This is a genomic window from Hylemonella gracilis str. Niagara R, assembly GCF_000600295.1.
In the GTDB taxonomy this organism is placed as follows: Bacteria; Pseudomonadota; Gammaproteobacteria; order Burkholderiales; family Burkholderiaceae_C; genus Hylemonella; species Hylemonella gracilis_A.
Map to the genome: position 1 here is coordinate 877,592 of NZ_JEMG01000001.1, position 15,463 is coordinate 893,054.

General features: G+C 53.5%; 10 protein-coding genes. All 10 read left to right on the forward strand.

The genetic code is table 11. The annotated features are described in order from the left end of the window. Window positions 1-7 precede the first annotated feature (7 nt). Complete coding sequence (gene rfbA, locus AZ34_RS04045) at window positions 8-895, forward strand: glucose-1-phosphate thymidylyltransferase RfbA (protein WP_035605067.1); 888 nt, start codon at window positions 8-10, stop codon at window positions 893-895. Further along, a complete protein-coding gene (rfbC, locus tag AZ34_RS04050) occupies window positions 892-1,440 on the forward strand; it encodes a dTDP-4-dehydrorhamnose 3,5-epimerase (protein WP_035605069.1) in 549 nt (182 codons plus the stop codon). Before rfbA ends, rfbC begins: the two co-directional genes overlap by 4 nt. Then, the gene (locus AZ34_RS04055) at window positions 1,440-2,261 is read left to right on the forward strand and encodes an ABC transporter permease (RefSeq protein WP_035605072.1); all 822 of its coding nucleotides are present in this window, start codon (window positions 1,440-1,442) and stop codon (window positions 2,259-2,261) included. Before rfbC ends, AZ34_RS04055 begins: the two co-directional genes overlap by 1 nt. Next, window positions 2,251-3,642: an ABC transporter ATP-binding protein gene (locus tag AZ34_RS04060; RefSeq protein ID WP_035605076.1), complete on the forward strand. Its 1,392-nt coding sequence runs from the start codon at window positions 2,251-2,253 to the stop codon at window positions 3,640-3,642. The genes AZ34_RS04055 and AZ34_RS04060 overlap by 11 nt, the downstream gene beginning before the upstream one ends. A gap of 95 nt (window positions 3,643-3,737) precedes the next feature. Further along, a complete protein-coding gene (locus AZ34_RS04065) occupies window positions 3,738-4,637 on the forward strand; it encodes a TylF/MycF/NovP-related O-methyltransferase (RefSeq protein WP_081767071.1) in 900 nt (299 codons plus the stop codon). Window positions 4,638-4,757: 120 nt separating this feature from the next. Continuing rightward, window positions 4,758-8,201 (forward strand): rhamnan synthesis F family protein, encoded by a 3,444-nt coding sequence (locus AZ34_RS04075; protein WP_197026492.1) that lies wholly within the window; start codon window positions 4,758-4,760, stop codon window positions 8,199-8,201. A gap of 174 nt (window positions 8,202-8,375) precedes the next feature. After that, window positions 8,376-10,769, forward strand: a complete 2,394-nt coding sequence (locus AZ34_RS04080) for a rhamnan synthesis F family protein (protein ID WP_155831717.1) — start codon at window positions 8,376-8,378, stop codon at window positions 10,767-10,769. Next, the gene (locus AZ34_RS04085; RefSeq protein WP_035605079.1) at window positions 10,766-11,692 is read left to right on the forward strand and encodes an NAD-dependent epimerase/dehydratase family protein; all 927 of its coding nucleotides are present in this window, start codon (window positions 10,766-10,768) and stop codon (window positions 11,690-11,692) included. The genes AZ34_RS04080 and AZ34_RS04085 overlap by 4 nt, the downstream gene beginning before the upstream one ends. 107 nt (window positions 11,693-11,799) lie before the next feature. After that, complete coding sequence (locus tag AZ34_RS04090) at window positions 11,800-13,878, forward strand: hypothetical protein (protein WP_035605081.1); 2,079 nt, start codon at window positions 11,800-11,802, stop codon at window positions 13,876-13,878. Between the two features lie 103 nt (window positions 13,879-13,981). Further along, window positions 13,982-15,463, forward strand: a 1,482-nt coding sequence (locus AZ34_RS04095; RefSeq protein WP_197026493.1) for a hypothetical protein, incomplete at its 3' end; no start/stop codon positions are given.

A 15,463-nucleotide genomic window follows, 5' to 3' on the forward strand; every position in this document is an offset into this window, starting at 1 on the left:
AGACGCCATGACGACTCAACGCAAAGGCATCATCCTCGCCGGTGGCTCCGGCACGCGCTTGCATCCGGCGACCTTGGCTCTCAGCAAGCAGCTCATGCCGGTCTACGATAAGCCCATGGTCTATTACCCGCTGAGCACGCTCATGCTCGCGGGTATCACAGACATTTTGCTCATCAGCACCCCGCAGGACACGCCGCGCTTCACGCAACTTCTAGGCGACGGTAGCCAGTGGGGCTTGAATCTGCAATACGCCGTGCAGCCCAGTCCTGACGGGCTGGCGCAGGCGTTCATCATTGGCGAGAAGTTTGTCGGCCATCACCCCAGCGCATTGGTGTTGGGCGACAACATCTTTCATGGTCATGGCTTTCAAGATTTGCTTCAGGCAGCGGACCGTAATTTGGATGGTGCAACGGTTTTTGCCTACCATGTGAATGATCCCGAGCGGTTTGGCGTCGTTGCTTTTGATGCCCAAGGCAAAGCCACCAGCATTGAAGAAAAGCCCAAGCAGCCCCAAAGCAACTATGCGGTGACAGGGCTCTATTTCTATGACTCTCAGGTGGTGGACATCGCGAAATCGATCAAGCCCAGTGCGAGGGGAGAGTTGGAGATCACCACGGTCAACCAAACCTATCTGGAGCGGGCGCAGTTGCAAGTGCAGATCATGCAGCGAGGCTATGCCTGGTTGGATACGGGGACGCATGACAGTCTGTTGGAAGCCAGTCAGTTCATCGCCACCCTGGAGCATCGGCAAGGTCTCAAGGTGGCCTGTCCGGAGGAAATTGCCTGGCGTCAAGGTTGGATCAATGATGGGCAGCTGGAAGAGCTGGCGCGGCCCATGCTTAAGAACGGCTATGGTCAGTATCTGGTTCGGGTGCTGAAGGACGTGGTCCGATGAATATTGTGTCAACTGCACTGCCTGAAGTGCTCATCATCGAACCCAAAGTCTTTGGTGACGCCCGCGGATTTTTTTTTGAGAGCTTCAATCAGAAGATATTCAATCAAGCAACAGGCACGAACCATCAATTCGTGCAAGACAATCACAGCCGCAGTGCCAGGGGGGTGTTGCGGGGCTTGCACTACCAGATCCAACAGCCTCAGGGCAAACTGGTCCGTGTGGCACGAGGCTTGGTTTTCGATGTTGCTGTTGATATACGCAAAAGCTCGTCCAACTTTGGCAAATGGGTGGGCGTGGAGCTGAGCGAAGAAAACCAGCGCCAGCTCTGGGTGCCGCCTGGCTTTGCCCACGGATTTGTGGTGTTGAGTGAAAGTGCGGACTTCCTTTACAAGACCACGGACTATTACGCGCCGCAATTTGAGCGCAGCATTGCCTGGAACGACCCCACCTTGAACATCCAGTGGCCTCTTGATGGACTGGAAGTGAAGCTTTCAGCCAAGGATCAGCAGGGGGCGACGCTCACTCAGGCTGAGGTATTTGTCTGATGCAGACGTTTTCCACTTCACCGATCGAGATGCTTGCCAGCCTCTGGCGCTATCGGCAGTTGGCAATGCAGATGAGCAAGCGCGATGCAATCGGCCGTTACCGCGGCTCCATCATGGGCTTGGCTTGGTCGTTCTTCAATCCACTGTTGATGCTGGTCATATACACCATTGTGTTTTCAGGCATCTTCAAGTCCCGTTGGGGAGTGGATACCAATGAAAGCAGGGCCGACTTCGCCCTGCTGCTCTTTGTGGGCATGATCGTCCACGGCCTTTTCGCCGAGTGCGTCAACCGCGCGCCCACGCTGATTTTGCATAACGTCAACTATGTCAAAAAAGTTGTCTTCCCACTAGACATCATTCCTTGGACCGCATTGGCCGCAGCGTTGTTCCATGCGGCTATCAGCATGTTGGTGCTTTTGCTGGTGCAACTGATTTTGCGTCAGGCTTTGCCTTGGACGGTGGTGCTGTTGCCGGTGGTGGTGTTGCCTTTGATACTGGGGGTCATGGGCATGAGTTGGTTGCTGGCTTCATTGGGCGTCTATGTGCGTGACGTCGGTCAGGTGACCGGCGTGTTCAGCACGGTCATGCTTTTCATTTCCGGCGTTTTTTTTCCGATCAGCGCCTTGCCCCCTGCATACCAGTTCTGGGTGCGCATCAATCCCTTGGCGGTCGTCATTGAGCAATGCCGCGAAATACTTATCTTTGGTCGACTACCGAACATGCTGACATGGTCCATTCTGCTGGTTGCAGGCTTGTTGCTGGCGTGGCTGGGTTTTGCCTGGTTCCAGAAGACACGGAAGGGATTTGCCGATGTCCTCTGATGAAATCGCTATCCGCGTGCAAGGTCTGTCGAAGTGCTACCAGATCTACGATCGCCCTCAAGACCGACTCAAGCAATTCATTCTGCCGCGCGTGAGACCGCTACTGGGCAAGTCGCCACGGAACTATTTTCGTGAATTCTGGGCGCTGCGCGATGTGTCTTTCGAGGTGAAGAAGGGCGAGGTTGTTGGCATCATCGGGCGTAACGGCAGTGGCAAATCTACATTGCTGCAAATGATCTGTGGCACGCTGAATCCAACCAGTGGTTCCATCCAGACTCAAGGGCGTATTGCCGCTTTGTTGGAGCTCGGTTCCGGCTTCAATCCAGAATTTACCGGACGTGAAAATGTTTACATGAACGCGGCGGTGCTCGGGTTGAGCAAGGAAGAGACCGATGCAAGATTTGACGAAATTGCCGCTTTTGCGGACATCGGCGATTTCATTGAGCAGCCCGTTAAAACCTACTCCAGCGGCATGATCGTTCGCTTGGCGTTCGGTGTGATCGCCCACGTGGATGCTGACGTGCTGGTTGTGGACGAAGCACTTGCCGTCGGTGACGCAGTGTTCACCCAGAAGTGCATGCGTTTCATCCGTAGTTTTCGCGAGCAAGGCACCTTGCTTTTCGTGAGTCATGACATGTCGGCGGTGCAGAACCTATGTCAGACCGCGATCTGGCTGCATCAGGGGCAAGTACGGCAACGAGGCACATCGAAGGGCGTGGGCGAAGCATATCTTCAGTACACATTGCAAGAGGTATATGGGAGTGCAGAGAAGCTGATTTCCGTGGGGCAGGATGTACCCAAGGATGCGCTGAGCGCGCAGCCAGAGCATGCGGATGAGACTGAGAAAGTGGAGACGGTGGATGCACCGATCCTGGAGTATGGTGCGCGCTTTTCGGTGCGAGACAACTTAGCCCAGGCCAAGGGCTGGACAACGGGGGCAGCTGAAATATTGTCGGTTCAGCTGGAGCGACAGGACGGCAAAGACGCGGCTTCCTTCGAGGGCGGCGAGCGAGTTTGTCTACGTATTCGGGCGAAGGCGCATCAGTTTCTGGCAAGTCCCATACTCGGTTTTCTGGTGCGAGACCGTTTGGGACAGGACTTGTTTGGCGAGAACAGCCTGCCTTTCAGCAGCGCTTCCCTGACACCCGTGAATGCAGGGCAGGAGTTCGAGGCCAAGTTCGTTTTCCGCCTACCCATGCTGCCCAATGGGGACTATGCAATAACGGCTGCGGTGGCCGATGGAACTCTGCATGCCAACGTGGAGCACCACTGGCTGCATGACGCAGTCATCATCCATGTCTCGTCAAGCAAAGTGCGGTGGGGATTGGTCGGTGTTGCATTTGAGAGTGTGTCACTGATCGGGTGCGAAGAGGGTAAATGAAGTGGTGTGGCGCCCCACTGACTTTTTTAGAAGTTGCATGAATAAGATTTGTGCGGATATTTAATGATTTCTGTTATTTGAGAACGGGGTGTCTTATGACCTCTACCAATCCAGTCTCGCAGCAAAATGAGTTTGACGAGCAGGCGTATTTGGCGGCGAACCCGGATGTCAAGGCTGCCGTGGTCGCTGGGTACATGCGTTCGGGTGAAGAGCATTACCGGTTGCATGGGAAAAACGAAGGCAGGCCACTCAATAGAGAGGACGGATGGTTGAAGGAAGGATTGAGGCCGGTCTTGGATCAGCCCTATGTTTTCGACGGATTGACGTCTGTGCATAACCATGACTTCATGGCATTGCCTGAATTCGAATCTGCTTATGCGCGCGGTGTGAAGGCTGCGGGAGGGCGAGACTACAAATGGCATTGGCGCGTGCATATCGGTCTTTGGGCCGCTCGCTGCGCAATTCGTGTAGATGGTGACTTTGTCGAATGCGGTGTCAACCGGGGCTTTCTCAGTTCGGCGATCATGCATGACTTGGGTTGGAACGGTACGGGGCGAACGTTCTATTTATTGGATACATTCGCCGGGCTGGACGCGCGCTATGTCTCGGAACAAGAAAAAGACAGCGGTGTATTAGAAAGAAACGAAGACGAGCTGCAAAAAGGCTTTTACACGACAGACGTGCAGGTGGTGCGAGACAATTTTTCAGAATGGTCCAATGTGCAGATTGTCGTGGGGTCGATTCCAGAAACATTGAACTCTATCAAATCGGAAAAACTCGCCTTCCTGCATATTGATTTGAATAACAGTCCACCCGAAGTGGCGACGATTGATGCCTTGTGGGACCGCATGTCTGTAGGAGGCATGGTGCTACTGGATGACTATGCCTACTATGGGTATCAGCCGCAGAAGGAAGGCATGGACAATTGGGCGCGTCAGCATCGAGTGCCGATTGCCAGTTTGCCCACTGGGCAGGGTTTGCTTGTCAAGGCCTGAGACCAGAGTCTCAGAGTTCGTTGGTTGCTAGATCATTAGTTAACGAAGAATCGAGATGCCCATCTGGGCTGGTTCAGATATGGATTTGAAATGCACTTTGTTAGTGGTGCAGTACTGACAATGAAAAAGAATCTGCGCGAGTTTTATAACGAACATCTAGGCAAGCTGTCTGACAAATGGGCTGGCTATTTGGTTGCCTACGACCATACGTTCAGCGCCTATCGAGAGCAGCCCATACGCTTGCTGGAAATCGGTATCCAGAATGGTGGCTCTTTGGAGATCTGGTCCCGCTACTTCCCCAATGCTCAGGTTCTGGTGGGTTGTGACATCAATCCCAAATGTGCGGAGCTGAAGTACGAAGATCCGCGCATCAAGGTGGTGGTGGGTGACGCCAATGCGCCAGTAACGCAGCAGGAAGTATTGAGTCACTCGCAAAAATTCGATGTGATCTTGGACGATGGATCACATTTCAGCAGCGACATTGTTCGGTCATTCGCCTTGTACTTTCCGAAGCTGGAAGATGGGGGCGTCTATGTTGCAGAAGACCTGCATTGCAGCTATTGGCAATATTACGAGGGGGGACTATTCGACCCCTATTCCTCCATTGCGTTTTTCAAACGTCTGGCGGATGTCATCAATCACGAACATTGGGGCGTGGACAGAAAGCGCGAGGAGATCTTTAAAGGCTTTGATGCGCTGCGGGGTGTGGCGTCCTGGGAAGATGTTTTGTCGCATGTGCACTCGGTGGAGTTCAGCAACTCCGTATGCGTCATTCGAAAAAAGGCGCCGGCTGAAAATCGCCTGGGTGAACGGATCGTCGTTGGCTCTGTGGAGCGCGTCACTGAGGGACACAAAGCGCAACTCGGTGCATCGCCATCATTGATTAATGAAGCGGCGAACAAATGGTCTGCGCAATCCCTGGAGGAGATGCTGTCCGAGCGCGATTTGCATATCGCCGAACTCGAAGCGGAGGTAATGCGATTGAACCAGGGCTTGACAGACCTTCATGGAGAGTTGAAAGCCTTACTGACATCCAGAAGCTGGAGCATTACCGCGCCCTTGCGTTGGCTAGAAGAACGTGGGCGGAGCCTTAAGCGCAAAGTGGTGGGTACGCAATCGGGGAAGGACGTGGCTCATACAGCTGTGAAGACTCCGGCACGAAAGAGGCATGCCCAAGTTATGGGGCTGCCAGCAGACTTTGATGCAGATGTGTATCTTGAATTGTACCCAGACGTTGTACATGGAGGCATGGATGCGGCAGAACACTATCTGAGTCACGGGCGCTGGGAAGGGCGCAAGTACCATCGCCCTACCATGTTGTCGTCAAAGCGATTTGATTCCAGCAAGGCGACGGTTCTTGTTGTGAGCCATGAGGCTTCCAGGACGGGCGCGCCCGTTTTGAGTCTCAACTTGGTTGAGGAATTGTCCAAGCGATACAACGTCGTGGTATTGCTGTTGGGGCATGGCGAGTTGGTGAAGACATTTCAATCTGTCGCAACGGAAGTCTGGCTTGATACGTTAAGCCGAAACGACCCACGACTTGCGTCTTTCGTCGTCAATAAGATTTGCGAACGCCATGTCCTGTTGTTTGCCATTGTGAACAGCATTGTGTCGCACTCGGTTTTGGCTCCGCTTGCAATGAAATTTGTGCCGACCATCGGTCTATTTCACGAGTTTGCTTCCTATACACGACCACGGGATGTATTTGCGCAGGCTTTTTTGTGGTCTACAGAGGTCGTGTTTTCAACGCGTCTGACGATGGAGGATGCGTTAAAAACAGTTTTCTCCGACGGGCTGAGTGCTGTTCACGTGATACCGCAAGGGCGTTGTTCAATTCCGAAGGACAAGGATTGTGAACAAAGCCTGGTCAATGCTGAGCGAGCGTTCATTGCATCCAAGATGCGGCCGGCAGGATCTGCGGACGACAGCATAGTGGTGCTTGGCGTGGGAGCCGTTCAGATCCGCAAGGGTGTTGATCAATTTCTGGAGTGCGCTGCGCGTGTTGCAAGTTCTCCAGGTGGAGAGAACTGCCGCTTCGTGTGGTTCGGCCATGGCTATGACCCAGAAACCGACCTAGACTATTCGGTCTATCTCGCCGACCAGATTCAGCGTGCCGGCTTGGCGGAACGGGTCGTATTTGTGCGGGAGACAAGTGAAATTGAAAAGGCGTATGAAGAGGCTGACATATTTCTGTTGTCTTCGCGTCTTGATCCTATGCCTAATGTTGCAATTGATGCGATGAGTTTTGGGGTGCCGGTGGTTTGCTTCGCCGAGACAACCGGCATAGCTGATTTCTTGATCGAACATGATCTCGGGCAGAGCTGTGTTGCCAAGTATCTTGATGCTGACGATATGGCAGCGAAAGTTCTGAGAATGGCTGAATCCCCAGTCCTTAGAGAAACGCTCGGAAACGCTTGTCGTGAAGCTGCAAATAAGACTTTTCAAATGCAGAATTATGTGAAGCAGATTGAGCAGGTCGCGCTTTCCGCTTCCAATAAACGGGAACAGGAGTGGAAGGATAGGGGGGTGATTTCTGCGTCAGGGCAGTTTGATTTCGAAATGGGATCTGCCTCGTCTAGCATGACGCAAGATGAAGCGCTGAATCAGTATGTAAGAGGCTGGGCGAGGGGTATTGCTTTGGCGAGCGAAATGACGGTGAGGAAACCCTGCCCTGGGTTCCATCCAGGCGTGTTTCGGGAGTGCAATCCTGCCCTGGTCGGTAACGCGGATCCATTCGCCGTGTATCTTCAAAGAGATCGGCCAACGGGAGTGTGGACTTACCCGGTCATCGTTGGCCCTTATAAGAAAAAATCGGATCAGCCCATTAATAAGCGAGTTGCTCTGCATCTGCATGCCTACTATGTAGACATGGTTTCGGACATCATTCAGCGTCTTGATCAAAATCGTGTCCGTCCAGATTTATTCGTGAGCGTCAAGGATGACGATGCGCGGCAGACCGTATTCGAATTATTAAAGAACTATGGCGGACGCGTCATGGAGGTGCAAGTCGTTCCTAACCGGGGAAGGGACATTGGTCCGTTGCTGACGGCCTTTGGCTCTCGGCTTGCGCATGACTACGAAATCATTGGGCATCTGCACACAAAGAAGAGTCCCCATATATTGAAGTCCGATTTTTTGGCGAAATGGAATTCAGTTTTGCTGGAAAACCTGATTGGTGGACAAGTTGGCGGGTGTATGGCGGATGCCATCTCGGAAAAGATGTTCAATGATGAAAGCATCGGAATCGTTTTTCCTGAAGACCCGCACGTCGTAGGTTGGACTGACAATTTGCCGCGTGCAGAACCTCTGGCTAAGCGGCTGGGTATCCAGCATCTTCCAAAAGCGTTTAATTTTCCTGTCGGTGCGATGTTCTGGATACGCGCGTCGGTGCTGCAGAAGTTTGTTGAGCTGGATTTGCAATGGGCTGACTACCCGGATGAACCTGTGCCGATCGATGGAACCATACTCCATGCTATTGAGCGGTTGTTTGGGTTGGCGCCAGCTCTACTTGGGTTGCGGAGTGCCGTCACACACATTCCTGGAATGACGCGAAGTGCGTCGTAGTTCTGGGCTGTGAGAGTTGCCTATTCGCGCTAATGGCGGATTGGGCGATTGAGGGTGTCGGAGCGGCTTGCGAGCCGCTCTATTCACGTAGAGATGCGGATTCATCTATTGTGAATCTCGCCGAAGTCAGGTTGACAAGTTGAGGTTAACCGAAATGCATAAGGGAGTTTCGCTGTGGAGCGTTTGCATCGCTATCTGAAGCACGCCATCGTTGTCCTGAAGGCCTTGAGGCATTACGGCATTTCTGGTCCCGTGCTCAAAAAGGCCTGGGATGTTTGGCGTCGACAGGGCTTGAGGCGATTGCTTTCCCATGCCAGTGCATTGTTTTCGCGCTCTGATGCGGTTTTTTCTTCCGTAAGGCCGTTCGATCCTCAAAAAGCCACAATTCTTGTCGTCAGCCACGAGGCGTCCAGAACCGGCGCGCCGGTTCTGAGTTTGAATCTGGTTGAAGAGTTTTCCAAACGTTATAACGTCGTTGCTCTGTTACTGGGCCATGGTCCATTGGTCGAGGCGTTTGCCGATGTTGCATCGGAATTGCACATTGATCCGATAAGTCGGGCTCAGCCCGAATATGCGCACCGTGTCATCAATAGCATCTGCGCGCGGCACAATCTCAAAGCTGCCTTCGTCAACAGCATCGAGTCTCGAGCAGCGTTGGTGCCGCTTGCATTGAATTTTGTGCCGACCATCAGCTTGATGCACGAATTTGCATCCAATACACGCCCGCTGGATGCATTCGGGCGTGTGTTTTTGTGGTCCTCGGAAGTCGTGTTTTCAACGCGTCTGACGATGGAGAACGCCTTGGCGGCGCATCGGGGTGCACATTACAGTTCGGGCTTCGTGCATGTCCTTCCGCAGGGGCGTTGCACAATTCCGCGGGAAGAGAAGCGTGCGCAGAACCTGGTCGATGCTGAGCGAGCATTCGTTGCGTCCAAGATGCGTCCGCGAGGATCCGCAGACCGCAGCGTTGTGGTGCTGGGGGTGGGAACCGTTCAGTTCCGCAAGGGAGTTGATCTGTTTCTGGAGTGCGCTACACGCATTGCAAAGGAACCTGGCGGAGAAAACTGCCGTTTCGTTTGGTTCGGCCATGGCTATGACCCCGAAGTGGACTTAGTCTATTCCGTTTATCTGGCTGATCAGGTTCAACGCGCAGGCTTGGCACAGCGGGTCGCCATTGTTCGTGAAACGAGTGAGATTGAAGAGGCGTACAAGAATGCAGATATTTTTCTGCTTTCATCGCGCCTTGATCCGTTGCCGAACGTTGCCATTGATGCGATGAGTTTGGGCGTGCCCGTGGTGTGTTTTGATGAAACCACGGGGATTGCCGACGTGCTTGCGCGACATGGCCTGCGTGATGCGTGCGTGGCGGATTATCTGGACACGCACGATCTGGCTCGACGGGTATTGGCTCTGTCCATTTCCCCTGCACATAGAAAATCAATTGGAGAAAAATGCCGAGAAATTGCGCGGCTGAACTTTCAGATGAGTGACTATGTGGCTCGCTTGGAAGCATTGATGCTTGCTGCAGGTGAGCGTAAGAACAAGGAGAGAATGAATGTGCAGTCTCTCGTGGATTCGGGCGCTCTTCTGCCCGGGTTTGCCGCACCAGCTCATATACAACCGGCTCATGCAGCCAAGCAATATGTCAGGGCGTGGGAGAGTGGCTACGCTAGGCGCAAACCTTTCCCCGGCTTTGATCCGGGGGTATATCGGGAACGTGCGGAGCCGTACGCTGAGGAGGATCCGCTCCTGTCCTTCTTGAAGGCTGGCCGACCCGACGGCCCGTGGTTGTTCCCAGTCATTGGGCCTGATGCGGGCGTAGCGGCTCCCGAGACAAAAAGTACGCGTGTGGCGCTGCACTTGCATGCTTACTATGCTGACATGCTTGGCCAGATAGCCCAGCGTCTTGAATGCAACCAAATTCGTCCGGATTTGTTCGTGAGCGTGAAAGACGAGGCCTCAAGGCAAATTGCCCTGGATGCGCTTCGCTCCTACCGAGGGCGCGTCGTCGATGTTCGCGTGGTTCCGAATCGTGGCAGGGATATTGGCCCTTTGCTGACCGCCTTCGGTGATCAACTCGTGCGAGACTATGACATAGTCGGTCATTTGCACACCAAGAAGAGTTTCGACATTAAGGATCGGCAAACCGTTGATGCTTGGTATGCGTTTGAGCTTGAAAATCTGCTTGGGGGCAAAGTTGGTGGCCGTATGGCCGATACAGTGATTGCATACATGGCCGACCATACTGCTGTTGGAATTGTCTTCCCGGACGATCCCTATGTCGTTGGATGGAGCAGCAATCGAGCGTGCGCAGAGCCGCTGGCAAAACGTGTGGGCTTGTCATCGCTACCCAATGAATTCAATTTCCCTGTGGGCACCATGTTCTGGGCGCGCACTGCGGTGCTCAAGCCGTTTGTTGCTCTTGGTTTGACGTGGGACGATTATCCACTTGAGCCGCTGCCTTACGACGGCACCATGCTGCACGCCCTTGAACGTCTGTTCGGATTGGTGCCCGCCGCGCAAGGTCTGTGTTGCGCAGTCACTCATGTTCCGGGGGTTACGCGATGAAGATCGTGGTTTTCGGCGGTGGCGGGTTCATTGGCTCGGCGATCGTTGATCGACTGCTGAAGGATGGTCATCAAATAAGGGTGTTCGAGCGTCCGCGTGTCGAACCCTACCGACCATTCACCATCGACGAGCATGTGGAATGGCTGTCGGGTGATCTGATGAGCGTTCACGACGTGGCGAATGCGGTTGAAGGTGTGGACGTCGTTGTACATCTGGTCTCGACCACGCTACCGAAGAGCTCCAATGACGACCCCATTTACGACGTACAAAGCAACCTGGTGGCGACCTTGCAGTTGCTGGCTGCAATGCATGCAAAAGGCGTACGAAAAATTGTTTTCATATCTTCGGGTGGAACCGTCTATGGAACGCCGCAATATGTGCCGATAGACGAGAAGCACCCGACAGAGCCACTGGTGTCATATGGCATCACCAAGCTGGCGATTGAGAAGTACCTGTTGATGTATCAGCACCTGCACGGTATCAAGGCGACGATACTCAGGGTGTCCAACCCCTATGGAGCGCGGCAGCGCATTGAGACAGCCCAAGGAGCCGTGGGTGTGTTTCTCCATCGCGCGCTACGCGACGAAGTCATTGACATTTGGGGTGATGGCAGCGTCACGCGGGACTACATTTACATCCAGGATGTTGCCGAGGCTTTTGCCCGTGCTGTCGTCTACGAGGGGCAGAAATCAGTCTTCAACATTTCTTCAGGCGCTGGCACGAGCTTGAATGCATTGACTGAATTGATCGAGCGCGTTCTGGGGCGGCGTGTGCGGCGCAACTACTTGCCCGCGCGTGCCTTTGACGTGCCGATCAGTGTGCTTGCTAACGCCGCAGCGCGAGTCGAGCTGGGGTGGGAGCCTCGCGTCACGTTGGAGCAGGGCATCGAAATCACGATGAACTGGATGCGGTCCGTGCATTGAGAAAACTCCCGTGGCATCGCAGGCGCCCCTTTTTAGGGCTTCTGACCGTCAAAGCCAGGGGCATGAAGATTTTTTAGGTACATCAACGCGCATCAAAGGGAGAATTAATGCTGCGTGAAAATTACAGCGACAACAAGTGGCAGGTCACTGTTGTGATTGCTTTAGGCATTCTGATACTTCTTCGCTTCGCGTTGTCCACCCGACTGCCTGTTTATATTATTTCGGACAGTCCGCATGACGACGCCTGGGTTGTCAAGCGTGCCCTGTACATCTTGCAGGGGAGGTGGCTGGGCCCTTACGATCAGTTCACGCTCATCAAAGGCCCGTTTTCTCCCCTGCTCATGGCGTTTGCCAGTGCCGTAGGGGTCACATTCACTGGTTTAAACACGGCTTTATATTGTTTTGCCTGTGTCGTCTTTGTCGCGGCGGTGCGACCACTGATCAAGAGCCAATGGTTGCTGGTCTTCTGTTTTGGGGTCTTGTTGTTCAACCCCCTTTCTTACGCGATCGAAACCGGGCAACGCATATATCGCAACGGCATAGGCCAGTGGGAAATTCTGCTGATTTTTGCTTGTCTGATTGCTGTTTTTTTGCGTCGCGACGAGGAGTGGAAAAAGCTCCTGAAGTGGGTGCTTGTGGCTGGCCTGACGCTGGGTGCTTTTTTCCTGACCCGAGAGGATGCAGCCTGGATCTACCCCTTCGTTTTTGGGGCGGTCATCTTTACGGTTGCGGTATTTTTGTTGGAAAAGAAGGGGGCCAGGAAGAAAGTCCTTCTCTTCGTGCTCCCGCTGGTGATCGCCTGGTCTGTCAGCGGGCTCGCGGCACTTGCGAACTATGCTCGCTACGGGGCCCTGCTAGTCAATGACCGCAATGGCGGCAATTACGCGAAGGTCGCGGGAGATTTGCATGCCATTGCGCCCAACGAGGAAGAAGATAGGTTCTATAGGTCTGAAATAGAGAAGGGGCGATATTTCAATATTTATGTGTCCACGATGGAGAAGGCGCTTGCTGCCAGCCCAACGCTGAACAGTGCGTCACAACCTATTCGGGCATCGATTCGGCAATGGGCCGGTTGGGGCGAGCACAACAACGGTCAGCTTTGGACGGACCACATGCTTTTTGCGCTCCGAGATGGAGTACGAGAAGCGGGTTACTACCGATCTCTGCCAGAGACGGAAGCATTCTTTGGCAAGGTCCATCAAGAACTGCAAGCGGCATTTGAGAATGGCTCCCTGGCTAAGCAGGGGGGCTTCTCTGTTTCGCCTCTGATCAAACGTGTTCATGTCAGTGATGTTGGGAAATCTCTTTCCCTCATGCCTCAAGCGACGCTAGACATCATCGGATTCAGGGGCGCAAGTGCCGAAGTTCGCCCCGCCACCGGGAATCACATTCAGAGCTTCAGTCTGATTGCGGGCGGAGAGCATATTACTTCGAGGGACGGGATCATTGGCGCCGGTTGGGCTTTCGCAGTGGATGATCGCATACGCCTCAATGCTGGCTTGTATCAACAAGATGTCTTGGTTGCCACCGTCCCTTTCGTCGCTGGTAAGGATGTTTTTTCAGCGTTCAATTTCAAGTACAAGAATGCGGAACTCTCCAGGTTCTCCTTTGATATTGACAAATATGGTTTGCAGAGCGGCGTATCGATGAGGTTTTATGACCAAAATGGCAAACTTTTCTGGGAACTACCTTTGGAGAAAGAGCTGGCCGTAGGTAATCCAGCTGCATGCGGTGGCAAGGAAGGGGTATTTCACTACTGCTTTGATCGTTTGACGCGAGCAGATGAGCCGTCGCTTCGGGGCTACTACGACAAGCTGGTCAAACGTGCGAACAGAGTGATCCGCGTGTACCAAGAGCTGATGCCCTACGTGAGTGTGCTGGCCTGTCTGGCATATCTGGCTGCAACGATTTCGCTTGTTCGAGACGCACGCAAAAAACAAGCAATGAATTCGTTCCCTGTGTGGCTGTTACTGACCGGTGTAGCGACAACTTTCGCCTTGTTCGTGTTCAGTATGTGCTTGATCACGGCGACTTCATTCCATGCCTTGCATTACCTGTATACGGCCCCTGCCTATATATTGCACCTGATGTTCTGCGTGGTTTCCGTTGCCTGGGGGGGTGACGCATTCTTGGAAATGGCAAAGAGGTCCGGGCTTGTACGCCCTGGTGCTCGAGTACGCTCCTAGTAGTCATGTCCTCAAATGTGTCCGCGTCCCGAATGAGTTTCAGAATCACGGAATTACGTCCAAGGTTCGATCAGGTCGAATCGAACATTTGCAGCGAATTGTCATGAAAACCATCCTCGTAATCGGTTCCGGCCCTGCAGGGGTATCTGTGAGCACGGCGCTGTTAAGTCGCGGTCTGCAAGTCACCATGCTGGACGTGGGGCGTACTTTGGAAAAAGGGCTCGAAGAAAAGATTGCAGGATTGCGAACTAAGACGTCCTTGTCGAGGGAGGATGTAGAGCAGCTGGCCTCGAGTGTGAAGGTGGATGTATCGGGGGTGGAAGAGAAAAAGGTTTTCGGTTCTACCTATGCGAACAGGCTAAGCGAAAGCTTCCGTGTCGAGAAGCACAACGCCATGGTCTATCACTCTTTTGCAAAAGGGGGGCTCTCCAACCTTTGGGGGCGACTGTTGATGCCCCTGGCTCGGGATGATATGAAAGACTGGCCGCTGCCAGATGGCGCGCTGGATCAGTATTACTCGCGAGTGCTTGATTACGTACCACTGGCGGGCAGAAAAGACCGCCTTGAGCAGCTGTTCCCACTTCACACCGACTGTCCAGGGTCTATGGAGTTGTCGGGACAAGCGAAAAAGCTGGACCAGCACATTCATCGCCATGCCGAAGCACTCGAGAAAGAAGGGTTTTTTTTCGGGCAGTCTCGTCTTGCCGCATGCTTTGATGGCTCGTGGGAGCGCTCTGGGAAATGCCGGCGGTGCGGTCTCTGTCTCTATGGATGTGTGTACAACGATCTGTACTCTGCGGCCTGGACGGTGGAGGACTTGTGCCGCAATGAGAACTTCAAGTATTTGAGCGGCAATATCGTTGACCACATAGAGCGTGATGAAGATGGCTTGATTGTCCACGGGACCAGGGATGCAGACGGCTCACCAACGACTTTCAAAGCAGACAAGGTATTTCTAGCGGCTGGTTCGGTAGGCAGTACGCGGATAGTCTTGAAGTCGAAGAAAATGTACAACGTGCCGATTGACTTCAGGGTGAGTGATTTTTACATCCTCCCTACGTTCTCTTTATTTTCCAAGCGGAACGTGGTGGGGGAAGAGTTGAACACATGCTGTCAGTATTTTGTTCAGCTCCAGGACCGGAAGGTCGATTCTCGGCTCATCAATCTGCAGATATACACGTACACTGACTATTACTACAAGGCGCTCAAGAAAGCGACGGGTGCTTTCTTCCCTCTTCTGAAATGGCCGATTCACTGGTTCCTGGACAGGTTTGTCGTGGTTTTCGGTTATCTGCATTCGGACAATTCTGCTCGCATGCAATTGCGCTTGAAAGACGATGACGTTCTTGAGGTGGTGGGTGTGCGTAACCCCGAGAGCCGCGGAGTGCTGCGAAGGTTGAAGCGGAAATTATGGAAAGCGGCGACCAAGATAGGACTGGTGCCTATCCCATTCCTGGGGCGTGAGCAGCAGATAGGACATTCCGTCCACTTTGGTGCGAGTTTGCCGATGAGCGCCAAAGCCGACGGCCTGCGCACTGACATGATGGGCGGTGTTGATGGACTGAGTGGGCTGCACGTGGTTGAT

What these genes read in the sequence shown, in the direction of transcription:
- rfbA (WP_035605067.1), top strand. Translation starts at nt 8, where the DNA reads ATGACGACTCAACGCAAAGGCATCATCCTCGCCGGTGGCTCCGGCACG.
- rfbC (WP_035605069.1), top strand. Translation starts at nt 892, where the DNA reads ATGAATATTGTGTCAACTGCACTGCCTGAAGTGCTCATCATCGAACCC.
- AZ34_RS04055 (WP_035605072.1), top strand. Translation starts at nt 1,440, where the DNA reads ATGCAGACGTTTTCCACTTCACCGATCGAGATGCTTGCCAGCCTCTGG.
- AZ34_RS04060 (WP_035605076.1), top strand. Translation starts at nt 2,251, where the DNA reads ATGTCCTCTGATGAAATCGCTATCCGCGTGCAAGGTCTGTCGAAGTGC.
- AZ34_RS04065 (WP_081767071.1), top strand. Translation starts at nt 3,738, where the DNA reads ATGACCTCTACCAATCCAGTCTCGCAGCAAAATGAGTTTGACGAGCAG.
- AZ34_RS04075 (WP_197026492.1), top strand. Translation starts at nt 4,758, where the DNA reads ATGAAAAAGAATCTGCGCGAGTTTTATAACGAACATCTAGGCAAGCTG.
- AZ34_RS04085 (WP_035605079.1), top strand. Translation starts at nt 10,766, where the DNA reads ATGAAGATCGTGGTTTTCGGCGGTGGCGGGTTCATTGGCTCGGCGATC.
- AZ34_RS04090 (WP_035605081.1), top strand. Translation starts at nt 11,800, where the DNA reads ATGCTGCGTGAAAATTACAGCGACAACAAGTGGCAGGTCACTGTTGTG.